Here is a 22,528-nt window from a genome sequence, read left to right as displayed (position 1 = left end):
ATGATGGACGGCCGTCGCCGACCGTATTGATCGGCGTCCTTTGCCGGCGGTCCTATTGATCGGCGGTCTTTGCTGATCAAGTCCACCTGATCGGCAGCGGCAGCGCCGTCAGCACCCCCGACACCACGACCACCGCCCCCAGCACGGCCACCTCGGCCCGCGCGGGCACGTACGCGGTCAGCGGGTCGGCCGCCCGGCGCAGCCGGAGCCGCGCCCACAGCGCGAGTAGGGCGACGGCGGCGACGAGGATCACCTTGGCCAGCAGGGTGCGCCCGTACGCCGTCGTCGTCAGCTGGTCCAGGACCGTGCTCGCGGGCATCCGCCGCAGTGAACTCCACACGCCCGTCGCGGTGATGGCCGCGAGCAGCACGGCCGCCACGCGCGCGTAGAGCCCGAGCAGCGCCGCTCCGGCCTCCCGGCCGCGCCACCGGCGCAGCATGCGCAGCGCGTGCAGCAGACCGCCCGCCCACAGCGTCGCGCACGTCAGATGCACCAGCGTCAGCGCGGAGCCGAGCAACGGGCTGTGCTCGGGGGCCGGATGGGCGCGCAGCGCCTCGGCGACGACCACCGTCGCCAGCGGCCACACCTGGGCCGCCGGGCGGCGCGAGCGGGCGCACAGACCGGCCAGCAGAAAGGCGTTGACCTCGATGAGCGCCAACTTGCCGTCGCGCGACCGGTACAGGCCGCCCACGTCGATGTCGGCGAGAGAGCGCGGTACCAGGTTGCCCGTCGACACGACCGAGGCCAGCCCCAGCGCGGCCACGAAACCGGCGACGGCCGCGAACACCGCCCAGCCGGTGGGCCGTTCGGGCGGCGCGTCCGGCAGCCGGCGGGCCAGCCGGTCCACGAACAGCTCGCCCAGGGGCACACACAGGGCGGCGAACAGCACCCCGCGCAGCAAGGCGATACCGCCCACCCCCGGTGCCGCGGCCTCCCCGGTGCCCCGCAGCGCCACGGACGGCCCGAGCAGCGGCACCAGCGCGGCCACCGCCACCAGGACCAGGACGGCGACGGCCCGCCAGGTCCCGGGGCGTCTCGCGGGGCCGCTCGCGGCCACCTCGGCGGTCGGTCGTGTCAACGGCCCCCCCGATCTTCACCGGCCATGACAGAAGCGGGCAAGTACAGGAAAACAGCTGACGGAACGGCATACCACCCATTCATACGTTTCCGGCCACTCCGGCCCGCACGTTCACGCCCGACGAGCCGCCGCCTCCGACCGCACCTCCGGTTCGGGCGGCTACGCCCAACGGGCCGGATCCGAGTTCCACGGCACCGGCGGCCGGGCCCAGTCGGCCGGGCCGCCCGCGAAGGACAACGGCGGGCGCGCGTACCGCAGCCGCCCCAGCGCGCTGTCCGTCTCGGCGAGCCAGGCGTCCGGCCCCTCGAACGGCTCGCCGGCCTCGGAGCCCGGCACGAGTTCATCCATGAGCCACCGCGCGGTCCGCGCCAGCGCCAGCCGGACGAACCTGCTGCCCCCGTCGTACGACTGCTCGGTCAGCGCCCGCAGTACGCCGGCCGCCAGCAGGTAACCGGTGCCGTGGTCCAGCGCCTGCGCGGGCAGCGCGCCCGGCCGGTCCGGCGGGCCCTCGATGTCCGCGATGCCGGTGGCGACCTGCACCAGGCTGTCGAAGCCGCGCCGCCCGCCCCACGGCCCGTACGCGCCCCACGCCGACACCTGGGCCACCACCAGCCCGGGCCGCCGCTCGGCCAGCGCCTCGGGGGAGAGCCCGAACCGGTCCAGGGCGCCCGGCCGGTAGCCGGTGACCACGACGTCCGCCGAGGCCAGCAGTTCCTCGAAGGCGGCCCGGTCCGTCGTGAGGTCGAGCGTCGCCGAGCGCTTCCCGAAGCCCGTGTCGGCGTGCTGGTCGGGGAGTTCGGGCAGCCATGGCGCGTCCAGGCGCAGGACGTCGGCGCCCAGCAGCCCGAGGGTGCGGGTGGCGACCGGGCCGGCCAGGACCCGGGTCAGGTCCAGGACGCGCAGGCCGGCCGCGGGCAGCAGGGGAGCGCTGCCGGTGCCGAGCGGCGGGAGCACCCGCGCCTGCCCCGTGTCCACGCGCCCGCACTCGACCAGGGGGCGTGCGGCCACTGCGGCCGCCTGTTCGTGCGCGGCCCACTCCGCGGGCGAGCGCAGCGCCACGGCGAGCCCGCCGGCGGCGTAGACCGCGTCCTCCACCTCCAGCGCGGGCCGCCCGGCGATCCGGGCCGCGACCTCCTCCGGAGCTGCGTCTTCCGGCAGGCCCAGTGCGCTCAGCAGCCGGGCTCTGTGGTGGGGGTAGTTGGCGTGGGTGCGTACCCACCCGTCGGCCGCGCGCCAGAACCGGGACAGCGGGGCGAACTGCACGGGCGCCCGCCCGTCGACCAGCAGGTGCCGCTCGCTGGTGAACGCCGTCGCCACGGCACCGTCGTCCACCCGGACCCCGGGCACCTCCGCGGCCCCGGTCCGCCGGGCCCCCAGCTCGGCGGCGGCCAGCGCGCACACGCCGACGCATGCGCGGGCGAGCCGGCGTACCGGAAGGTGCGCCGGAAGCGTGTCCGCGCGCGTCACGGTCGTGACCCGCGCGGGCAGCGACGGATCGCCGCCCAGCGCGGACCACGCGTACTTGATTCCAGTCATGACTGCACTATGCATTATTGACTGGATCAATATATGTACTTACCTGGTCACGGCGGCCAGCGCGTCGGCGGTGCCCCAGCCGTAGAAGCCGTTGTGGTTCTTCGAGCCCTCGCACACCGCGTCGATCTTGCCGTCGCCGTTGATGTCGTACGGGTCGGTGCACGGCGTGGCGCTCGCCTCGGCGTACAGCAGAGCCTTCACCAGGGCTGCCGAGGCATGCGGATGGGTTGACTTGATCAATGCGGCGACACCGACGACATGCGGGGTCGCCATCGACGTGCCCGCCATGTAGCCCCACTTGCCGCCGGGAAGCGGGCCCAGGATCAGGCCGCTGGTGGCCGGGGGCTGCGGCGCCTGGTAGGCCGTCGAGTCGCCGCCGGGTGCGGCGATGTCGATGACTCCGAGGCCGTAGTTGGAGAACGACGACTTGAGGCCCTTCGCGCCGGTCGCCGCGACCGTGACGACACCCGGCAGCTGGGTCGGTATGTCGAAGCACTTGTGCGGGTCGATCACCCGGTCGGTGGGCGTGCCGTCGTTGGGCGAGACCGGGTCGGTGATCGAGTGGGAGGCCAGGTCGTAGCTCTCGTTGCCGGCCGCCGCCACATTGACCGTGCCCTTGCGCTCCGCGAACTGCGAGGCCCGGGTGATGGCGTCGACCAGCGCCTTCTGGTTCGGGTCGTCGGTGCAGTTGAAGTACCAGGGGTCGGTGTAATAGCTGTTGTTGGTGACGTCGATGTGATGCTCGGCCGCCCACACGAAACCGCAGACCACGGCCTCCGTGTAGAAGTACCCGGCGGTGGTGGCGACCTTGATGCCGGCCACCTTGACGCCCGGCGCCACACCGGTGATGCCGATCCCGTTCTTGGCGCCCGCGATCTCGCCCGCCACGTGCGTTCCGTGCGGGCTCTCGGCCGCGGTGGGCCGCCAGGCGCCGTACGTCGTGTCCGGCTTGCCCGTGACGCAGTTGGTGGACTGCGCGGCGGAGAAGTTCGGGGCGATGTCCGGGTGGGTGTCGTCGACGCCCGTGTCGATGACGGCGACGGTGACCTTCGAGCTGCCCAGCGTCTTCTCGTGCGCCTTGTCCGCCTTGATGGCCGGCAGGTCCCACTGCAGCGGCTCCAGCGGGTCCTGCCCGTCGGTCGCCCGCGCGTCCGCCTGCGCGACCTGCTCCGAGCTGAGCACCTCCGGTGTGCCCACGTCGGTGGTCGACTGGGCGGGCAGCGGCGCGTTGCGGGTGTTCCCGGCCGAGTCCACGCCGGGCACCTTTCGGATGATCACGGCGAAGTCCGGGTTCGACGAGTGGACGACGATCACGCCGATCTCGTCGTACGCGATCACCACCGAACCGCCGGCCCGCTCGATCGCCTTCTGGACGCGTTCGGAAGTGCCGTGTCCGGGGCGGACGTTGACGACATAGCTGAGGGACGTCGTGTCACCGGTGGCGGCTGCTTCGGCTGCGGACGCGGACACACCGGTGTCGGCTGCGGACGCCGAGACGTTGGGCAGGAAAGCGAGGGCCGTGGCCATGGCCATACCGAGCGGGAGGGCGAGGACGCGACGGTGGCGCGGCTGGGGCGCGGTCATCTGGGGTCTCCAGTTCGTTCGCGGAACGGGCATGCCGTGCGGGAAGTCCTGCTCTGCGGTGACTACTCGACCGCACGGAGCGCGTCGACGACACCGGAACCGTAGAAGCCGTTGACGTGCTTGCCGCCCACACAGGTGGCGTCGACGACGCCGTCGCCGTCCCCGTCGTACGGGCCGGCCGGGCAGCCCGGGTTGTCCGCCTCGGCCTTCAGGAGGGCCAGCAGCCGGGCCGGAGTGGCGTGCGGGTGGGTCGACTTCAGCAGCGCGGCGACCGCGGCCACGTGCGGGGACGCCATCGAGGTGCCCTGGAGGAAGCCGTACTGGTCGTCCGGCAGGGTGGACAGGACGCGGCCGTTCTTCGACGGCGTGTCCGGGATCTGGTAGCTGTCGCCGCCCGGGCCCGCCACGTCGATGACGCCCCGGCCGTAGCTGGAGTAGAAGGACTTGGCGTCCTTGACGCCGACCGCGCTCACGGTGACCACACCGGGCAGCTGGGTCGGTACGTCGAAACACTCGTGCGGATCGACCGTCCGGGTGGTGGCCGTCGAGTCGTCCGGGCTGGAGGTGTCCGTGAGGGCGTGCGCGTCGAGGTCGTCGTTCGAGTTGCCGGCCGAGGCCACATTGAGCGTGCCCTTGCGCTGGGCGTACAGCTGCGCCCTGTTGACCGCGTCAACGATGGCACGTTGATCGGGGTCGTCCATGCAGTTGTACAGCCATGGATCAACGTAGTAGCTGTTGTTCGTGATCTCGATGCCGTGGTCGGCGGCGAAGACGAAGGCGCAGACGACGCTCTCCGGGTAGAACAGCTGCGACGAGTCGGGCTGGGCCACCGTGATGCTCGCGACCTTCACGCCCGGTGCCACGCCCGCCACGCCGATCCCGTTGCGGGCGGCGGCTATCTCGCCGGCGACATGGGTGCCGTGGTAGTGGTCGGCGTCCACCGGCCGCCAGGCGCCGTACGTCGTGTCCGCCTTGCCGCTGACGCAGTTGGCGGACTGCGCGGCGGAGAAGTTCGGGGCGATGTCAGGGTGGGTGTCGTCGACGCCGGTGTCGATGATGCCGACGGTCACCGAGCGGCTTCCCGGGTTGATCGCGGCGGCCTTGTCGGCGCCGATCGTCCGCAGGTCCCACTGGTCGGCCTCGAGAGGCTCCTGGCCCGCCGTCGCCCGCTGCTCGACCTTCGCGGCCTCCGCCTTGGACAGGACCTGCACGGCACCCTCGTCCGTGGTTCCCGCCGCGCTCAGCGGAGCCGTCCGGGTGGCGCCCGCCGACTGCACCCCGCGCACCGCGCGCAGTGCCGTGCCGAAGTCCGGGTTCGCCGAGTGCACGACGATCACGCCGATCTTGTCGTACGTCGCGATGACCGTGCCGCCGTTGCGGGCGATCGCCCGCTGCACCGACTCGATCGTGCGATGGTCCGTTCTGGTGTTGACGACATAGGCCAGGTTCGGTCCGTCCGCCGCCGATGCCGCCGGGCTGGTCAGCGGGACCGCCGAAGCCGCCGCCGGCACGAGGCCGAGCGAGGCGGTCAGCGACAGGACGACCGGGACGGCGAGCGCGAGCCCGCGTCTGGAACGCAGATGAGCCATGGGGTCTCCACATCATCCGGAACATCAGCCGAAAACGGGCCCGCCCAAGACGCGAGTGGCGCTTGGGCAGGTACATGACGGGTGGTGCAGGGCCGAAGCTATCCCCCGCACTCACCGGCCAGCAATGACCGGAGGGGACTTGCGCCGACGACTTCCGAAAGAACCCAGGCGAGTTGAACCCGTCCACGCGTGGCGCCGTGACCTTGAGGAGGGAGCCGCAGCAGGATCGAGGCCCCCCGTCGGAATCACTCACCGGAGTCGTTCCATCACTACAGGTGAGCGGTCCACATGTCTGTGAGGTCAGAATCCGTATGTCCGAATCGCGAGGAGACTCCGTGGCCACCGAGACACCACCGCCCTCGAACACACAGACCCGTCTCCCCTCCGGCGAGGAGTTCGCCGAGGTGCACCAGAGTCCGGAGTTCGCCGAACTGCGGCACTCCTACCGCTCCTTCGCCTTCCCGCTGACCTTCGCCTTCATCGCCTGGTACCTGCTGTACGTCCTGCTCTCCAGCTACGCGGACGACTTCATGGGCACCAAGGTCGTCGGCAACATCAACGTGGCCCTGGTCCTCGGCCTCGCCCAGTTCCTCACCACGTTCCTCATCGCCTGGTGGTACGCCCGGCACGCCGCCGCCAAGCTCGACCCCAAGGCCGAGGCCATCAAGTCCCGGATGGAGGGCGGCGCATGAGCCCCGCGATCACGCTGGCGGCCGGCGAGGCCAGTGAGCACCGGACGCTGATCATCACCCTGTTCGCGGTGTTCGTCGCCGCGACCCTCGTCATCACCATCTGGGCGGGCCGCCAGACCAAGGACGCCGCCGACTTCTACGCGGGCGGCCGCCAGTTCACCGGCTTCCAGAACGGCCTCGCCGTCTCCGGCGACTACATGTCCGCCGCGTCCTTCCTCGGCATCGCCGGCGCCATCGCCCTCTTCGGCTACGACGGCTTCCTGTACTCCATCGGCTTCCTGGTCGCCTGGCTCGTCGCCCTGCTCCTGGTCGCCGAGCCACTGCGCAACTCCGGCCGCTACACCATGGGCGACGTACTGGCCTACCGCATGCGCCAGCGCCCCGTCCGGACCGCCGCCGGCACCTCCACCATCGTCGTCTCGATCTTCTACCTGCTCGCCCAGATGGCGGGAGCGGGCGTCCTCGTCTCCCTGCTCCTCGGCATCACCAGCGACGGCGGCAAGATCGGCATCGTCGCCCTGGTCGGCGTCCTGATGATCGTCTACGTCACCATCGGCGGCATGAAGGGCACCACCTGGGTCCAGATGGTCAAGGCCGTGCTGCTCATCGCGGGCGCCCTGCTGCTGACCTTCATGGTCCTGGCCAAGTTCAACTTCAACGTCTCCGACCTGCTGGGCAAGGCCGCCGACAACAGCGGCAAGGGCTCCGCCTTCCTGGAGCCCGGCCTCAAGTACGGCGCCACCGGCACCAGCAAGCTGGACTTCCTCTCGCTCGGCATCGCCCTGGTCCTCGGCACCGCCGGCCTGCCGCACATCCTGATCCGCTTCTACACCGTGCCCACCGCCAAGGCGGCCCGGAAGTCCGTCCTGTGGGCGATCGGCCTGATCGGCGCCTTCTATCTGATGACCCTCGCCCTCGGCTTCGGCGCGGCCGCGCTGATCAAACCCGACGAGATCATCGCGTCCAACAAGTCCGGCAACACCGCGGCCCCCCTCCTCGCCCTCCACCTGGGCGGCGTCGACTCCAACTGGGGCGCGATCCTGCTGGCCACGATCTCGGCGGTGGCCTTCGCGACGATCCTCGCGGTGGTCGCGGGCCTCACCCTGGCGTCCTCGTCGTCCTTCGCGCACGACATCTACGCCAACGTCATCAAGAAGGGCCAGGCCACCGAGAAGCAGGAGATCAACGCGGCCCGGTACGCCACGGTCGGCATCGGAGCCGTCTCCATCCTCCTCGGCGCCCTCGCCCGCGACCTGAACGTCGCCGGACTGGTCGCCCTCGCCTTCGCGGTCGCCGCCTCCGCCAACCTGCCGACCATCCTCTACAGCCTGTTCTGGAAGCGGTTCACCACCGCCGGAGCCCTCTGGTCGATCTACGGCGGCCTGGTCACCGCGGTCGGCCTGGTGCTGTTCTCGCCGGTGGTGTCCGGCAAGGAGACGTCGATGTTCCCGGGCGTCGACTTCCACTGGTTCCCGCTGGAGAACCCGGGCATCATCTCGATCCCGGTCGGATTCCTCCTCGGCGTCGTGGGCACTCTGCTGTCCAAGGAGGTCCCGGACGCCGCCAAGTACGCGGAGCTGGAGGTGCGGTCCCTGACCGGCACCGGAGCGCACTGAGTTTCGTACGACTGGCCGCGTCGACGGGATCATAGGATCCTACGACGCGGCCGCGTCGTACCTCGTGGCATCGGGCCTCTCGCGATGTCAGTGCCGTCACGTAGGCTCGCAAGTGACGGCAGAGATCTGATCAGGAACGAGGGAGGGGGCCCGCGTGCTCATCGACACTTATGGCCGGGTGGCCACCGACCTGAGAGTCTCGCTGACCGACCGGTGCAACCTGCGCTGTACGTACTGCATGCCCGAGGAGGGCCTGCAGTGGCTGGCCAAGCCCGACCTGCTCACGGACGACGAGATCGTCCGGCTGATCGACATCGCCGTCCGCCTGCTGGGCGTCGAGGAGGTCCGCTTCACCGGCGGTGAGCCGCTGCTGCGTCCCGGCCTGGTCGGCATCGTGGAGCGGGTGGCGGCCCTGGCCCCCCGCCCCCAGATGTCCCTGACGACCAACGGCATCGGCCTGCGCCGCACCGCGACGGCCCTGAAGGCGGCCGGACTGGACCGGGTCAACGTCTCCCTGGACACCCTCCGCCCGGACGTCTTCAAGACCCTCACCCGCCGCGACCGCCACCAGGACGTCCTGGACGGCCTCCGGGCCGCCCACGAAGCCGGCCTCACCCCGGTCAAGATCAACACGGTCCTGATGCCCGGCCTGAACGAGGACGAGGCCCCCGACCTCCTCGCCTGGGCCGTGGCCCACGGCTACGAGCTGCGCTTCATCGAGCAGATGCCCCTGGACGCCCAGCACGGTTGGAAGCGCGACAGCATGGTGACGGCCGGGGACATCCTCGCCTCGCTCCGTACCCGCTTCGGCCTCACCCCCGAGGGCGCGGACGACCGCGGCTCGGCCCCGGCGGAGCGCTGGCTGGTCGACGGCGGCCCGCACCGCGTCGGCGTCATCGCCTCGGTCACCCGCCCGTTCTGCGCGGCCTGCGACCGCACCCGCCTCACGGCCGACGGCCAGATACGGACCTGCCTGTTCGCCCGGGAGGAGACGGACCTGCGCGGTGCGCTCCGCTCGGGTGCGCCGGACGAGGAGATCGCCCGCATCTGGAGGCTGGCCATGTGGGGGAAGAAGGCGGGGGCCGGACTGGACGATCCGGCGTTCGTGCAGCCGGACCGCCCGATGTCCGCGATCGGAGGCTAGCCCGGGCCCATGCTCCGCCTAGTCGGCGGGTGACTCCCACTCCCGCAACAGCACGACGTCCTTCAAGAACCCCCGCACCCCCAGGAACTGCGAGAGATGCTCCCGGTGCTCCTCACAGGCGAGCCAGGTCTTGCGCCGCTCCGGCGTGTGGATCTTCGGGTTGTTCCACGCCAGCACCCACACCGCGTCGGCGCGACAGCCCTTCGCTGAACAAATAGCGTCACTCACTGCTTCGTCTCGCAGTCTCGCAAAAAAGCCCCGCAAACAAGGCGACGCCGAGCAGCCACGGGGGGAGCTGCCCGGCGTCGGTCCGTCGCTCCGACGGGGGATGCGGAGCGCGTACGCAGTATGTCACGGGTCACCCTTGGCCCGGCACTGGAACAGCACGATTGATCTGAGCATTTCTTGAGCTTCGAGCGGAGTCGCCGCCCGTCCGCGGAGCGTCCGGACACTCAGACCGACTCCGGCCGCTCACCACGCACCGCCCCCGCCGCCGGGTCCGTCACCACGTCCTCCGGGACGGATTCCGCATGCGTCGCCTCCGCCCGCGGCGGTGCGATCATCAGCCGGGTCGGCGCCACCCCGAAGGTCGACGGAAGCGACGGCGGCCGCTCCCGTCCGGCGTTGGCGATGACGACGGCGACATAGGGGAGCAGCGCCCCGAGCACCAAAGCCACGACGGCGACGTACCGTTCGACGTTCCACAACGTCACCGCGAGGATCACCGACATGGTCCGGATGGCCATCGAGATGACGTACCGCCGCTGCCGGCCGCGCACGTCCTCCGCCAGGCCGGTGCGGGCTCCGGTGATCCGGAACACCTGGACGTTGCCGTCGCCGCGCTGCTTCCGCATCACATTCCACCATCCGCCCGCATCGGACTCTCCCCGGCCCCTACCCGGTCCGCACCCGCTCGGGGAACCGGGCCAGGACCCTTTCCACGTTACGCCGCGCCTGCGCCGCCTTCGAGACCGGGTCGCCCTGCCGCCTGCGTGAACGCCCTGCGCCGTAGCGCGTACGGCCGTACCGACATGCGCCGTACGGGGTACGGGCCGACACTGGGCGTAATGCTCACGTCGAGCCGTACGAGGAGGCAGTCATGGGCTGGTTGTGGGCGATCATCGTGGGTTTCGTGCTGGGCCTGATCGCGAAGGCGATCATCCCGGGCAAGCAGCACAGCCCCCTCTGGCTGACGACCATCTTCGGCATCCTGGGCGCCATCGCCGGCAACGCGATCGCCCGCGCGGTGGGCGTGGCGGCGACACCGGGCATCGACTGGACCCGTCACCTGTTCCAGCTGGTGGCGGCGATCATCATCGTCTTCCTGGGCGACATGGCGTACATGGCGACACTGGGCAAGCGAAAGCACCGCATCTGAAGCGCCCGGTCAGGGGCGCGGGGAACTGCGCGATCAGCCACATCGAACCCGCAGCCGACAACGGACCCCGCACCCCTACGGCGCTCAGGACCCGACGACCTCCACGGCCGCCAGGTTCTTCTTCCCCCGCCGCAGCACCAGCCACCGCCCGTGCAGCAGCTCGTCCACGGCCGGCACCGCGTCCTCTGCGGTCACCTTCACGTTGTTCACGTAGGCCCCGCCCTCCTTCACGGTCCGCCGCGCAGCGGACTTGGAGGCCACCAGCCCGACCTCGGCGAACAGGTCGACCACCGGACCCAGCTCGGCGACCCGGACATGCGGCACCTCGGACAGTGCTGCGGCCAGCGTCCGGTCGTCCAGCTCCGCCAGCTCGCCCTGCCCGAACAGCGCCTTGGACGCGGCGATCACCGCGGCGGTCTGGTCGGCCCCATGGACGAGCGTCGTCAGCTCCTCGGCCAGCGCCCGCTGAGCCGCCCGCGCCTGCGGACGCTCCTCGGTCTGCTTCTCCAGCTCCTCGAGCTCCGCACGGGACTTGAAGGACAGGATCCGCAGGTACGTCGAGATGTCCCGGTCGTCCACGTTCAGCCAGAACTGGTAGAACGCGTACGGCGTCGTCATCTCGGCGTCGAGCCAGATGGCCCCGCCCTCGGTCTTGCCGAACTTCGTACCGTCCGCCTTGGTCATCAGCGGCGTCGCCAGCGCGTGCACACTGGCGTGCGGCTCCAGACGGTGGATCAGGTCCAGACCCGCCGTGAGGTTGCCCCACTGGTCGCTGCCGCCCTGCTGCAGCGTGCAGCCGTACCGCCGGAACAGCTGGAGGAAGTCCATGCCCTGGAGGATCTGGTAGCTGAACTCCGTGTAGCTGATGCCCTGGTCGGACTCCAGGCGGCGGGCCACGGAGTCCTTGGTCAGCATCTTGTTGACGCGGAAGTGCTTGCCGATGTCCCGCAGGAACTCGATCGCGGACAGGCCCTCGGTCCAGTCGAGGTTGTTGACCATGACGGCCGCGTTCTGGCCCTCGAAGGACAGGAACGGCTCGATCTGGGCGCGCAGCCTGCCGACCCAGCCGGCGACCGTCTCGGGGTCGTTGAGCGTGCGCTCAGCCGTCGGGCGCGGGTCGCCGATCAGGCCCGTCGCACCGCCCACCAGCGCCAGCGGCCGGTGACCGGCCTGCTGGAGCCGGCGCACGGTGAGCACCTGCACCAGGTGCCCGACGTGCAGGGACGGCGCGGTCGGGTCGAAACCGCAATAGAACGTGACGGGACCGTCCGCGAGCGCCTTGCGCAAAGCGTCCTCGTCGGTGGACAGGGCGAACAGCCCCCGCCACTTCAGCTCGTCGACGATGTCCGTCACGGTTCTCGTATCTCCTTGAGCGATCTTCGGCAGATCTCTGGATGATCTTCGGGTAGTCGTGCGACCACCGGCTACGAGGTTATACGCCCTGACTGACAGAGCTCATATTGAAGTCGGGCACGCGCAGCGCGGGCATCGCAGCCCTAGTGAACCAGTCGCTCCACTCCCTCGGCAGCGTCTTTTCCGTGCGCCCGGCCTCGGTCGCCCGCCCCAGCAGGTCCACCGGCGACTCGTTGAACCGGAAGTTGTTCACCTGTCCGGTGACCTGGCCGTTCTCCACCAGGTACACGCCGTCCCGGGTCAGGCCCGTGAGCAGCAGCGTCGCCGGGTCGACCTCGCGGATGTACCAGAGGCAGGTCAGCAGCAGCCCGCGCTCGGTGTCCGCGACCATCTCGTCCAGGGAGCGGTCCTGGCCGCCGTCGAGGATCAGGTTGCCGCCGGCCGGGGCCACCGGCAGCCCGGTCAGGCCGGCGCTGTGCCGGGTGGTCGTCAGGTTCTTCAGCTCACCGCGCGCGACCCACTCGGTGGGGGCGACCGGCAGCCCGTTGTCGAAGACCGACTGGTCCCCGCCGGAGGAGTGCGCGACGACGAAGGGCGCCGACTCCAGGCCCGGCTCGTTCGGGTCGCTGCGCAGGGTCAGCGGCAGGTCGGTCAGCTTCTCGCCGACGCGGGTGCCGCCGCCCGGCTTGGAGAACACCGTGCGGCCCTCGGCCGCGTCCCGCCCGGACGCCGACCACAGCTGGTAGATCAGCAGGTCGGCGACGGCGGTCGGCGGCAGCAGCGTCTCGTAGCGGCCGGCCGGCAGGTCCACGCGCCGCTCGGCCCAGCCGAGCCGTACCGCGAGCTCGGCGTCGAGCGCGCCGGGGTCGACGTCCTTGAAGTCCCGCGTGGACCGCCCGGCCCAGGCGGAGCGGGTACGGTCCGGCGACTTGGCGTTCAGCTCCAGCGTGCCGGTGGGCTGGTCGTGCCTGAGCCGCAGCCCGGTCGAGGTGCCCACGTACGTCGACACGAGTTCGTGGTTGGCGAAGCCGTACAGTTCGCGGCCGCCGGCACGCGCGCGTGCGAAGGCATCGCCGAGCGCCGGGGCGAAGTCGGCGAACACGGCGGAGGAGGTCTCGGCGGGCGCGTCCGTGAAGTCCGGAGCCTCCGGTACACCGGTGACCAGCGGCTGGGCGTCCTCCGCGGGCCCGGCACCGCGCGCGGCGGCCTCGGCGGCCCGCACCAGCGGCTCCAGGTCGTCGGCGGTCACGGCCGACCGGGAGACGACACCCGAGGCCGTGCCCTCCTTGCCGTCCACGGTGGCGACGACGGTGAGCGAACGCCCGCGCGTGACACCGTTGGTGGTGAGCGCGTTGCCGGCCCAGCGCAGGTTGGCGGTGGACTGCTCGTCGGCGATGACCACGCAGCCGTCGGCCCGGGACAGTTCCAGAGCACGCTCGACGATCTCGTGCGGCTTGTTGCTACGGGCACTCATCGACCGGCCTCCTGCGTGGTGTTGAGACTGTGCTTTCCCGGGTGGCAACCCCCGGACCCCCGGCCGAGTCCTGCACTGACGCTCATCGACCGGCCTCCTGAGTGGTGTTGAGGATGTTGACGCCCTTGAAGAGGGCCGAGGGGCAGCCGTGCGACACCGCGGCGACCTGTCCCGGCTGGGCCTTGCCGCAGTTGAAGGCGCCGCCGAGGACGTACGTCTGGGGGCCGCCGACGGCCGCCATGGAGCCCCAGAAGTCGGTGGTCGTCGCCTGGTAGGCGACATCGCGCAGCTGTCCGGTGATCCTGCCGTTCTCGATCCTGAAGAACCGCTGGCCGGTGAACTGGAAGTTGTAGCGCTGCATGTCGATCGACCAGGAGCGGTCGCCGACCACGTAGATCCCGCGGTCGACCCCGCCGATCAGGTCCTCCGTCGCCAGCCCGCCCGGGTCCGGCTGCAGCGACACGTTGGCCATGCGCTGCACGGGGACGTGCCCGGGGGAGTCGGCGTACGCGCACCCGTTGGAGCGGTCGAAGCCGGTCAGCCGCGCGATCCGGCGGTCCAGCTGGTAGCCGACCAGCGTGCCGTCCTTGACCAGGTCCCAGGACTGGGCCGCGACGCCCTCGTCGTCGTACCCGATGGTCGCCAGGCCGTGCTCGGCGGTGCGGTCGCCGGTGACGTTCATCAGGTCGGAGCCGTACCTGAGCTTGCCGAGCTGGTCGAAGGTGGCGAAGGAGGTGCCGGCGTAGGCGGCCTCGTAGCCGAGCGCGCGGTCCAGCTCGGTGGCGTGGCCGATCGACTCGTGGATGGTCAGCCACAGGTTGGAGGGATCGACCACCAGGTCGTACAGACCCGCCTCGACGCTCGGCGCCCGCATCTTCTCGGCCAGCAGCTCCGGGATCTGCTCCAGCTCGGCGTCCCAGTTCCAGCCGGTGCCGGTGAGGTACTCCCAGCCGCGGCCGACCGGCGGCGCGATGGTCCGCATCGAGTCGAACTCGCCACTGGACTCGTCGACCGACACGGCCGTCAGCTGCGGATGCAGCCGCACCCGCTGCTGGGTCGTCACGGTCCCGGCGGTGTCGGCGTAGAACTTGTTCTCGTGCACGGTGAGCAGCGACGCGTCGACGTGGTTGACGCCGTTCGCCGCCAGCAGCCGCGCGCTCCACTCCGCGAGCAGCGCCGACTTCTCCTCGTCCGGCACGCTGAACGGATCGATCTCGTACGACGAGATCCAGGTCTTGTCCGCGTGTACCGGCTCGTCGGCCAGCTGTACCCGCTCGTCGGATCCAGCGGCCTTGATGACCTGCGCCGAGAGCTTCGCCATCGCCACCGCCTGGGAGGCGACCTTGGCGGCCGCGTCGAGGGTCAGGTCCACCCCCGACGCGAAGCCCCAGGTACCGCCGTGCACGACCCGGACCGCGTACCCGAGGTCGGTGGTGTCCGAGGAGCCGGCGGGCTTGGCGTCCCTGAGCCGCCAGGACGCGCTGCGCACCCGCTCGAAGCGGAAGTCCGCGTGCTCGGCCCCCAGCGCACGCGCGCGTGCCAGCGCGGCGTCGGCCAGAGCCCGTAGCGGAAGCGCCGTGAAGGCTTCGTCGATGGAATGAGGCACGGAGGTCTCCCTGCTGTCGTGGCCTGTCCGTCCGATCATGTCGCGCCCGCGGGCGCGCGGACCACAGGTTTCGGCCCGGCGTCGGGCCTTTCTGTAGGGATCCGACAGCGACACTCCCGAGCCACTGTCGGTGCCCGCTTGCCCGTGGGCGTGGCGGGACCGATAGGTTTTCGATGAAGCCGCCTGTCGTGCCAGCTGCTCGGGCGGGTGGTCAGACCGAACGAAAGGGTGATCCGTTGAGCCGCTCGGTTCTCGTCACTGGAGGCAACCGGGGCATCGGCCTCGCCATCGCCCGCGCTTTCGCCGACAACGGCGACAAGGTTGCCGTCACGTACCGCTCCGGTGAGCCGCCGGCCGTGCTCAAGGAACTGGGCGTCCTGGCCGTCAAGTGCGACATCACCGACTCCGAGCAGGTGGAGCAGGCCTACAAGGAGATCGAGGACGCGCACGGCCCGGTCGAGGTCCTGATCGCCAACGCCGGCATCACCAAGGACACGCTCCTGATGCGCATGTCCGAGGAGGACTTCACCTCGGTCCTGGACACCAACCTCACCGGCACCTTCCGGGTGGTCAAGCGCGCCAACCGCGGCATGCTGCGCGCCAAGAAGGGCCGCGTCGTCCTCATCTCCTCGGTCGTCGGCCTCTACGGCGGCCCCGGTCAGGCCAACTACGCCGCCTCCAAGGCCGCCCTGGTCGGCTTCGCGCGCTCCCTCGCCCGTGAGCTGGGCTCGCGCAACATCACCTTCAACGTCGTCGCGCCCGGCTTCGTCGACACCGACATGACCAAGGTGCTCACCGACGAGCAGCGCGCCGCCATCGTGTCGCAGGTGCCGCTCGGCCGGTACGCGGAGCCCGAGGAGATCGCCGCGACGGTGCGGTTCCTCGCCTCGGACGACGCCTCGTACATCACTGGAGCCGTCATCCCCGTTGACGGCGGACTGGGAATGGGTCACTGATCACCATGAGTGGAATCCTCGAGGGCAAGCGCATCCTGATCACGGGTGTGCTGATGGAGTCCTCCATCGCCTTCCACGCGGCCAAGCTGGCCCAGGAGCAGGGTGCCGAGATCATCCTCACCGCGTTCCCGCGGCCCACGCTGACCGAGCGCATCGCCAAGAAGCTGCCGAAGCCCACCAAGGTCATCGAGCTCGACGTGACGAACGACGAGCACCTCGGCCGCCTTGCCGACCTCGTCGGCGAGGAGCTCGGCGGCCTCGACGGCGTCGTCCACTCCATCGGCTTCGCCCCGCAGGACGCGCTCGGCGGCAACTTCCTCAACACGCCGTTCGAGTCCGTCGCCACCGCCATGCACGTCTCCGCGTACTCCCTGAAGTCGCTGACCATGGCCTGCCTGCCGCTGATGCAGAACGGCGGCTCGGTCGTCGGCCTCACCTTCGACGCCCAGTACGCCTGGCCGCAGTACGACTGGATGGGCCCGGCCAAGGCCGCCCTGGAGGCCACCAGCCGCTACATCGCACGCGACCTGGGCAAGCAGAACATCCGCTGCAACCTCATCTCCGCCGGTCCGATCGGCTCCATGGCCGCCAAGTCCATCCCGGGCTTCAGCGACCTGGCCGCCGTCTGGGACCACCGCTCCCCGCTGGAGTGGGACCTCAAGGACCCCGAGCCGGCCGGCAAGGGCATCGTGGCCCTGCTGAGCGACTGGTTCCCGAAGACCACCGGCGAGATCATCCACGTGGACGGCGGTCTGCACGCCATCGGCGCCTGACCCGCACGGACTCCCGAGGCCCGCATCCCGCAAGGGTGCGGGCCTCACCCGTTCGGCCCACCGGCCGGGCCGTCGCCGCCCCGGCGGCGCATCCTGGAACACGCGTGGAGCGAGCGTTCACCGCGCGACGTCCCTCCCCAGCCCGGCCGAGGAGGTCCCCTTGTGCGCCTGTCCCGCAGCCTGGCCCCGGTGACCCTGGCCCTCGCCCTCGTGCTGTCGCTGCCGTACGACGCGGAGTGCCACGCGCGCGTGCCGAGCGGGCACAGGCCGGCCCCGGAGCTGTTCGGCGCGTCCTGCCGGACCACCGTCCGCGGATCCCACGTGGTGGCCTACTGCCACAACCCCTATGTCGACACCGACCGGGTCCGGCTGCACATCGAGTGCGCCCAGTGGTGGGACATCGACACCGACGGCTCCCCGGTCGATACCGGCCCGGCGCTGACCGTACGGCTCGCCGGCCGCTGCTGGAAGGACGTCCGCGCGGTGTGGGTCAGCCACCAGAAGGTGAGCTGAACCGGTCCGGACGGCACAGGAACGGGTAGCTCGCCGCCTCCTTCGCGGCCGCGTCCGCGTCGCCCGCGCGGATCGCCTCGACCAGCCGGGTGTGGTCCATGTACGACTGCGGCGTCAGCTCGGCGCCGACGTCCGCGCGCAGCCATTCCCGCAGCACCTCGCCCAGGTCGGCGTACATCGCCGTCAGCACGTCGTTGTGCGAGGCGGCCACCACGGCCAGGTGCAGGGTCGCGTCCGCCGTCACGAAGGCCTCCGCCTCGCCCGACCGCCAGGCCTGCTCGCGGCGCGCCAGGAGGGCGTCGAGCTGCCTGAGGTCCTTCTCGGTGCGACGGGCCGCGGCCAGCCGGGCGGCCGACGACTCCAGGGTGGAGCGCAGCTCGGCGATGTGCCGGGGGTCGGCACCGGCGAACCGGCGGTGCATCACGCCGGCCAGCTCACTGGTCGCCGCCACGTACGTCCCCGAGCCCTGGCGGATGTCCAGCAGGCCGTTGTGCGCCAGCGCCCGGACGGCCTCCCGGACGGTGTTGCGGGCCACCCCGAGCTGCTCGACCAGCTCCGGCTCGGTCGGGATGCGCGAGCCCACCGGCCACTCGCCCGAGGTGATCTGGTTCCGCAACTCGGCGATGACCTGCTCGGACAGCGCCGAGCGGCGCGGATGGCTCAGAGGCATGACACACCTTCGCACGTGAGGGCCCGACAGGGGCGGCCGGGCCTGCCCGGGGACGGAGATGGACAATAAATCATCCCATGATTCTATGATGGGCCTCATGGCAGGCGAGGAAACCGACACCACGAGCTCTACGACAGCCAGGACGACAGTCAGGAAGACGGCCCCGATGACAGCACGGACGACGGCGTCCGACAGGAGCCCCGCGACCGCCACGCGCGCGTGGACGGCGCGGCTGGTCGTCATCGGCATCGTGCTGTCCGCCGTCAACCTCCGACCCGCCATCACCAGCCTCGGTGCCCTCCTGGAGGAGGTCCGCGACGGCCTCGGCATGAGCGGCAGCGTGGCCGGACTGCTCACCTCCGTGCCCCCGCTCTGCTTCGCCGTCTTCGGCTTCACGGCCCCCCGCCTGGCCCGCCGCTTCGGCCCGGCGGCCGTGGTCTGCGCCGGCATGGTGGCCATCACGGCCGGCCTGCTGATACGGCCGTACGCCGGGAGCACGGCCGGGTTCCTGGCCGGCAGCGCGCTCGCGCTCATGGGCATCGCGGTCAGCAACGTGCTGATGCCGGTCATCGTCAAGCGCTGGTTCCCCGACCGGGTCGGCCCCATGACCGGCCTGTACTCGATGGCCCTCGCCGCGGGCACCTCGGTGGCCGCCGCGGTGACCGTGCCCATCACAGACGCGCTGGGCGGCGGCTGGCAGAGCGGACTGGCCGTGTGGGCCGGGCTCGCGGCGGTCGCGGTGCTGCCGTGGATCCCGCTGGTGCGGGACCGGGGAACGGCGCCGGCCCCGGAGGCCGAGGCCGGGACACGCGCGCGTGCGGAGCGGCAGCCGCCCGCCCTGCGGATCACCCGCAGCCGCACCGCCTGGGCGCTCGCGGTGTTCTTCGGACTCCAGGCCACCGCCGCCTACATCACGATGGGCTGGATGGCGCAGATCTTCCGGGACGCGGGCGTCTCCGCGAGCACGGCGGGGCTGCTGCTGGCCGTCACCATGGTGATGGGCGTACCGCTGGCCTTCGTCATCCCGCGCCTGGCCACCCGGCTGCCGCACCAGGGCCCGATCGTGATCGCGCTCGGCGTCTGCGGCCTCGCCGGATACGCCGGCCTGTACCTCGCGCCCGCCGGCGGCGCCTGGGCCTGGGCCGTCCTGCTCGGCGTCTCGAACTGCGCCTTCCCGCTGGCCCTCACCATGGTCGGGATGCGGGCCAGGACCGGCGCGGGCGTCGTCCAGCTCTCCGCCTTCGCCCAGAGCGCCGGATACCTGATCTCCATCCCCGGACCGCTGCTGGTGGGCGTGCTCTACCAGCACAGCGGCGGCTGGGGCCTGCCGATCGCCCTCATGGTCGGCCTGATGATCCCGCAGATGGCGGTCGGGGTCCTGGCGGGCCGTGACCGCACGGTGGAGGACGAGGCGGCCGCGGCCGCGTGAGGTCCGGGCGGCCAGGGCCACCGGAAGCCGCACCGCCCCCCTCGGCCCCGCCTGGGCCCTCGTCGGCCTCGTTGCCCCCCCTCGGCCCCCTCGGCCCCGTTGGCCCCCGGGGCCCGTGTCGCGGCCACCCCGCCCGGTCCGTCCCCTTCCGGGGGTGCCAGACTGACCCCATGCCAGTGCTCGACCCGAACCCCCAGAACGGTCAGAAGAAGATGCTGATCGTCTTCGGCTCGTTCTTCGCCATCTTCATCGTCATCGCCGTCATCGCGACCCTCGCGTCACCCTGACCACCGCCCCCGCAGCCGATGGTGGGGCTAGCCCCACCATCCCCTAGGGGGTGAGGGTCAGGGTCAAGTGGGTGGGTCACCGGATGGGTTGGCGACCGCGGATTCCGTAATTTCGAGGTGTGGCCGCGAGGGCGGCCGACGGACCCCGGAGACCCGCGGAGGCGATCATGCCGGCCCTAACGCACACCCGGCCCCACCCGGCGACCCCGGGCAGCGTCGACATCCGGCTCCCCTGGTGGGCGCTCGCTCTTCCCGCGCTCGCCTTCGTCGCCCTGCTGATTCTCATACTCAACCCGGCGGACGCCCACGCGGCCACCGGCGACCCCGCCGTCACCCACCTCTTCGAGCGTGTCCAGCAGTTCGTCACCCGCTAGCCGCCGCCCCTCCGGGCAGGGTGAAGCCGCATGTCAACTACCTGCGCCTGATGGCCTGTTTCATGCGAAGCTGGGTGCCATGAGCGTCGCAGATCCCCGCAGGATTGTCCTCTTCCGCCATGCGAAAGCCGACTGGCCACAGGTGACCGATCACGAGCGACCCCTTGCTGACCGGGGCCGAACGGACGCCGCCGTCGCCGGACGCAAGCTGGCGGACAGCGGCATCACCTTCGACCTGGCCCTGTGCTCCACCTCCGTGCGTACCCTGGAGACCTGGAAGCTCGCCGTTCACGAGCTCGCGCACCGGCCGAAAACCGTCTACGAGGAGCGGATGTACGAGGCCTCGCCGGGCGAGCTGATCGCCGTGCTCAACGAGGTGCCCGACGATGTACAGAACGTGATCCTCATCGGTCACAACCCCGGCGTGCACGGCCTGGCCGAGATCCTCGCCGGCAGTGCCGAGGACGAGGCCCGCGAGCGGATGAACCGCCGGGGCTTTCCCGCCGCCGCCTTCGCCGTCCTGACGCACGAGGGATCCTGGAAGGCCCTGGAGCCCGGCGTGGCCACGCTCACGGACTACTGGGCACCCTCCGAATGAGACCACCGCACCACCACTGACGTGGCACGCAGAGGGGCCCGGCACCGTGGAGACGGTGCCAGGCCCCTCGCGGCCGGACCGGAGTGTCGGGTCGGCGTGCGTGGATCGCCGTGTCCGGATCGCCATGTCCGGATCGGCCGGACGGATCAGCTCTCGTCGAGGCTGTCGGCCGCCTCGACCTCTTCTCGGGTGACGCCCAGCAGATACAGGACCGTGTCCAGGAACGGGAAGTTCACCGCGGTGTGCGCGGCCTCGCGGACCACCGGCTTGGCGTTGAAGGCGACACCGAGACCGGCCGCGTTCAGCATGTCCAGGTCATTGGCGCCGTCGCCGATGGCCACCGTCTGCACCAGCGGCACACCCGCCTCGGCGGCGAACCGGCGCAGCAGCCGGGCCTTGCCCGCCCGGTCCACGATCTCGCCGGTCACCCGGCCGGTCAGCTTCCCGTCGACGATCTCCAGCGTGTTGGCCTGGGCGAAGTCCAGCCCCAGCCGCTCCTTCAGATCGTCGGTCACCTGGGTGAAACCGCCCGAGACGACGCCGACTTGGTAGCCGAGCCGCTTCAGCGTACGGATCAGGGTCCGTGCGCCCGGTGTCAGCCGCACCTCGGCGCGCACCTTCTGCACGACCGACTCGTCCAGCCCCTTCAGCAGCGCCACGCGCGCGTGCAGCGACTGTTCGAAGTCCAGCTCGCCGCGCATCGCGGCCGCCGTCACCTCGGCGACCCGGTCCTCGCAGCCGGCGTGCGCGGCGAAGAGCTCGATCACCTCGTCCTGGATGAGCGTCGAGTCCACGTCCATGACGACCAGCCGCTGGGCCCGCCGGTGCAGACCCGCCGCCACCACTGCGATGTCCACGCCGAGCTCGGCCGCGTCCGAGGCCAGGGCGGTGCGCAGCGGCTCGGTCTCCACCCCGGACACCGCGAACTCGACGGCCGTCACCGGGTACTTGGCGAGCCGGAAGATGCGGTCGATGTTGCCGCCGGTCTTGGCGATCCGGGCGGCGATGGCGGCCGTCGACTCGGCGGTCAGGGGGTGGCCGAGGACGGTGACCAGGGAACGGCCGAGGCCGCGCGGGCGGTTGTCGCCGCGGCCGGAGATGATCTCCGCCTGCATCTTCATCGACTCGGCCCAGCTGTGCACGGTCGCCCGCAGGTCGCCCTCCAGCCCCGCCGGGGGCTGGGTCACGAGCGCGCACAGCACCAGGCGGCCTCGCGTCACGACCTGCTCGATGTCGACCACGTCGACCATGTAGGCGGCAAGAGTGTCGAAGAGGCCGGCCGTGATGCCCGGCCTGTCCTTGCCGAAAATCTTGACGAGGAGAGTGGGGACCTCGGAGGTCTGCGGATCGCTCATGGTGTAACCACCGTAACCGGCACCCAGTGCCTGCGGCGCAGGTGGTCCGTCTGACGGACACGGAACAATAGGTGTCGGTCCGGTGTCGGACGCTTTGATTCCGGGCTACGGGCGAACGTGCGTGCGATGCCGGCGGCCGGAGAGGGAGCGCACCCGGCCGTGTCTTCACGCACGGTTCAGTACCGGGACACGCGCACGGCGGACGACGCCATGATCCACGCAGCCGCAGCCGCAGCCGCCCCACTCGGCGCCCGACCCGGCGCCCGGCCTCATCGCTGGGGCCGCCTGGGCGGGCGCGGAGGCGGTGGGGGAGGAGGCGGTGGGGGAGGGGGCGGTGGCGGTGGCCCGGCGCTGGGGCCGCCCTGGGACCCGTCGGGGCGCGGTGCGCCCGGCCGGGGTCGCGAGGAGCGGGGCGGCGGGTCCATCGGCCGGGCCATGGTGGGAGCGCCGTACACATCGCCCGGGCCGGGCGGCGGTACGTCGGAGGGGTCCCCGCCGCCACCCGGCCGGCTCTCCTCCGGTG

Annotated in this window: 22 protein-coding genes; 11 read left to right on the top strand and 11 right to left on the bottom strand. The window is 71.2% G+C overall.

Annotation, left to right across the window (positions count from 1 at the left end; genetic code table 11):
- Window positions 1–76: 76 nt before the first annotated feature.
- The 4 genes from ACWGKQ_RS41385 to ACWGKQ_RS41370 form a co-directional block, all read right to left on the bottom strand.
- The gene (locus ACWGKQ_RS41385; protein ID WP_453297199.1) at window positions 77–1,078 is read right to left on the bottom strand and encodes a CopD family protein; all 1,002 of its coding nucleotides are present in this window, start codon (window positions 1,076–1,078) and stop codon (window positions 77–79) included.
- Between the two features lie 159 nt (window positions 1,079–1,237).
- Window positions 1,238–2,614: a CoA transferase gene (locus tag ACWGKQ_RS41380; RefSeq protein ID WP_453297198.1), complete on the bottom strand. Its 1,377-nt coding sequence runs from the start codon at window positions 2,612–2,614 to the stop codon at window positions 1,238–1,240.
- Between the two features lie 39 nt (window positions 2,615–2,653).
- Complete coding sequence (locus tag ACWGKQ_RS41375) at window positions 2,654–4,198, bottom strand: S8 family peptidase (RefSeq protein ID WP_453297197.1); 1,545 nt, start codon at window positions 4,196–4,198, stop codon at window positions 2,654–2,656.
- A 62-nt stretch (window positions 4,199–4,260) separates the two neighbouring features.
- Window positions 4,261–5,787 (bottom strand): S8 family peptidase, encoded by a 1,527-nt coding sequence (locus ACWGKQ_RS41370; protein WP_453297196.1) that lies wholly within the window; start codon window positions 5,785–5,787, stop codon window positions 4,261–4,263.
- 335 nt (window positions 5,788–6,122) lie between these two features.
- On the opposite strand from ACWGKQ_RS41370, the gene ACWGKQ_RS41365 reads away from it, so the two are divergent.
- The 3 genes from ACWGKQ_RS41365 to moaA all read left to right on the top strand — a co-directional run bounded on the left by ACWGKQ_RS41365 (window position 6,123) and on the right by moaA (window position 9,239).
- Window positions 6,123–6,479: a DUF485 domain-containing protein gene (locus tag ACWGKQ_RS41365; protein WP_453297195.1), complete on the top strand. Its 357-nt coding sequence runs from the start codon at window positions 6,123–6,125 to the stop codon at window positions 6,477–6,479.
- A complete protein-coding gene (locus ACWGKQ_RS41360; protein ID WP_453297194.1) occupies window positions 6,476–8,095 on the top strand; it encodes a solute symporter family protein in 1,620 nt (539 codons plus the stop codon). The genes ACWGKQ_RS41365 and ACWGKQ_RS41360 overlap by 4 nt, the downstream gene beginning before the upstream one ends.
- A gap of 154 nt (window positions 8,096–8,249) precedes the next feature.
- A complete protein-coding gene (gene moaA, locus ACWGKQ_RS41355; RefSeq protein WP_453297193.1) occupies window positions 8,250–9,239 on the top strand; it encodes a GTP 3',8-cyclase MoaA in 990 nt (329 codons plus the stop codon).
- Between the two features lie 18 nt (window positions 9,240–9,257).
- Here moaA and ACWGKQ_RS41350 read toward each other — a convergent pair whose 3' ends face one another.
- Window positions 9,258–9,467 (bottom strand): hypothetical protein, encoded by a 210-nt coding sequence (locus ACWGKQ_RS41350; RefSeq protein WP_453297192.1) that lies wholly within the window; start codon window positions 9,465–9,467, stop codon window positions 9,258–9,260.
- A gap of 224 nt (window positions 9,468–9,691) precedes the next feature.
- Entirely contained in the window at window positions 9,692–10,093 is a 402-nt protein-coding gene (locus ACWGKQ_RS41345) for a DUF3099 domain-containing protein (RefSeq protein WP_453297191.1), read from the bottom strand.
- A gap of 245 nt (window positions 10,094–10,338) precedes the next feature.
- Between ACWGKQ_RS41345 and ACWGKQ_RS41340 the strand changes: the two genes are divergently transcribed.
- The gene (locus ACWGKQ_RS41340; RefSeq protein WP_453297190.1) at window positions 10,339–10,617 is read left to right on the top strand and encodes a GlsB/YeaQ/YmgE family stress response membrane protein; all 279 of its coding nucleotides are present in this window, start codon (window positions 10,339–10,341) and stop codon (window positions 10,615–10,617) included.
- A gap of 84 nt (window positions 10,618–10,701) precedes the next feature.
- Here ACWGKQ_RS41340 and tyrS read toward each other — a convergent pair whose 3' ends face one another.
- From tyrS to ACWGKQ_RS41325, 3 genes are all read right to left on the bottom strand, one after another.
- Window positions 10,702–11,970, bottom strand: a complete 1,269-nt coding sequence (tyrS, locus tag ACWGKQ_RS41335) for a tyrosine--tRNA ligase (protein WP_453297189.1) — start codon at window positions 11,968–11,970, stop codon at window positions 10,702–10,704.
- A 79-nt stretch (window positions 11,971–12,049) separates the two neighbouring features.
- Window positions 12,050–13,444: a metallopeptidase TldD-related protein gene (locus tag ACWGKQ_RS41330; RefSeq protein WP_453297188.1), complete on the bottom strand. Its 1,395-nt coding sequence runs from the start codon at window positions 13,442–13,444 to the stop codon at window positions 12,050–12,052.
- Window positions 13,445–13,526: 82 nt separating this feature from the next.
- Window positions 13,527–15,089, bottom strand: a complete 1,563-nt coding sequence (locus ACWGKQ_RS41325) for a TldD/PmbA family protein (protein ID WP_453297187.1) — start codon at window positions 15,087–15,089, stop codon at window positions 13,527–13,529.
- A 197-nt stretch (window positions 15,090–15,286) separates the two neighbouring features.
- On the opposite strand from ACWGKQ_RS41325, the gene fabG reads away from it, so the two are divergent.
- From fabG to ACWGKQ_RS41310, 3 genes are all read left to right on the top strand, one after another.
- Window positions 15,287–16,006 (top strand): 3-oxoacyl-[acyl-carrier-protein] reductase, encoded by a 720-nt coding sequence (gene fabG, locus ACWGKQ_RS41320; RefSeq protein WP_453297186.1) that lies wholly within the window; start codon window positions 15,287–15,289, stop codon window positions 16,004–16,006.
- A gap of 5 nt (window positions 16,007–16,011) precedes the next feature.
- Window positions 16,012–16,779: an enoyl-ACP reductase FabI gene (gene fabI, locus ACWGKQ_RS41315; RefSeq protein WP_046727988.1), complete on the top strand. Its 768-nt coding sequence runs from the start codon at window positions 16,012–16,014 to the stop codon at window positions 16,777–16,779.
- 162 nt (window positions 16,780–16,941) lie between these two features.
- Window positions 16,942–17,292, top strand: a complete 351-nt coding sequence (locus ACWGKQ_RS41310; protein WP_453297185.1) for a hypothetical protein — start codon at window positions 16,942–16,944, stop codon at window positions 17,290–17,292.
- Here the strand turns inward: ACWGKQ_RS41310 and ACWGKQ_RS41305 are convergent.
- On the bottom strand, window positions 17,270–17,962 hold the full coding sequence (locus tag ACWGKQ_RS41305) for a FadR/GntR family transcriptional regulator (RefSeq protein WP_453297184.1): 693 nt from the start codon (window positions 17,960–17,962) through the stop codon (window positions 17,270–17,272). The two genes, ACWGKQ_RS41310 and ACWGKQ_RS41305, sit on opposite strands and share 23 nt — an antisense overlap.
- Before the next feature lie 166 nt (window positions 17,963–18,128).
- Here ACWGKQ_RS41305 and ACWGKQ_RS41300 point away from each other — a divergent pair, with 166 nt between their 5' ends.
- From ACWGKQ_RS41300 to ACWGKQ_RS41285, 4 genes are all read left to right on the top strand, one after another.
- The gene (locus ACWGKQ_RS41300; RefSeq protein WP_453297183.1) at window positions 18,129–19,391 is read left to right on the top strand and encodes a CynX/NimT family MFS transporter; all 1,263 of its coding nucleotides are present in this window, start codon (window positions 18,129–18,131) and stop codon (window positions 19,389–19,391) included.
- Window positions 19,392–19,561: 170 nt separating this feature from the next.
- On the top strand, window positions 19,562–19,678 hold the full coding sequence (locus tag ACWGKQ_RS41295) for an SGM_5486 family transporter-associated protein (RefSeq protein WP_089107830.1): 117 nt from the start codon (window positions 19,562–19,564) through the stop codon (window positions 19,676–19,678).
- Between the two features lie 167 nt (window positions 19,679–19,845).
- Window positions 19,846–20,052, top strand: a complete 207-nt coding sequence (locus ACWGKQ_RS41290; protein WP_453297182.1) for a hypothetical protein — start codon at window positions 19,846–19,848, stop codon at window positions 20,050–20,052.
- Window positions 20,053–20,131: 79 nt separating this feature from the next.
- Window positions 20,132–20,650 (top strand): SixA phosphatase family protein, encoded by a 519-nt coding sequence (locus ACWGKQ_RS41285; RefSeq protein ID WP_453297181.1) that lies wholly within the window; start codon window positions 20,132–20,134, stop codon window positions 20,648–20,650.
- Window positions 20,651–20,796: 146 nt separating this feature from the next.
- Here ACWGKQ_RS41285 and serB read toward each other — a convergent pair whose 3' ends face one another.
- On the bottom strand, window positions 20,797–22,005 hold the full coding sequence (serB, locus tag ACWGKQ_RS41280; RefSeq protein ID WP_453297180.1) for a phosphoserine phosphatase SerB: 1,209 nt from the start codon (window positions 22,003–22,005) through the stop codon (window positions 20,797–20,799).
- Between the last annotated feature and the right edge of the window lie 523 nt (window positions 22,006–22,528).

It is taken from the genome of Streptomyces sp. NPDC054770 (assembly GCF_053611985.1).
The sequence above is the reverse complement of the archived record's forward strand: the minus strand, read 5'-3'. Positions and strand labels throughout refer to the sequence as shown.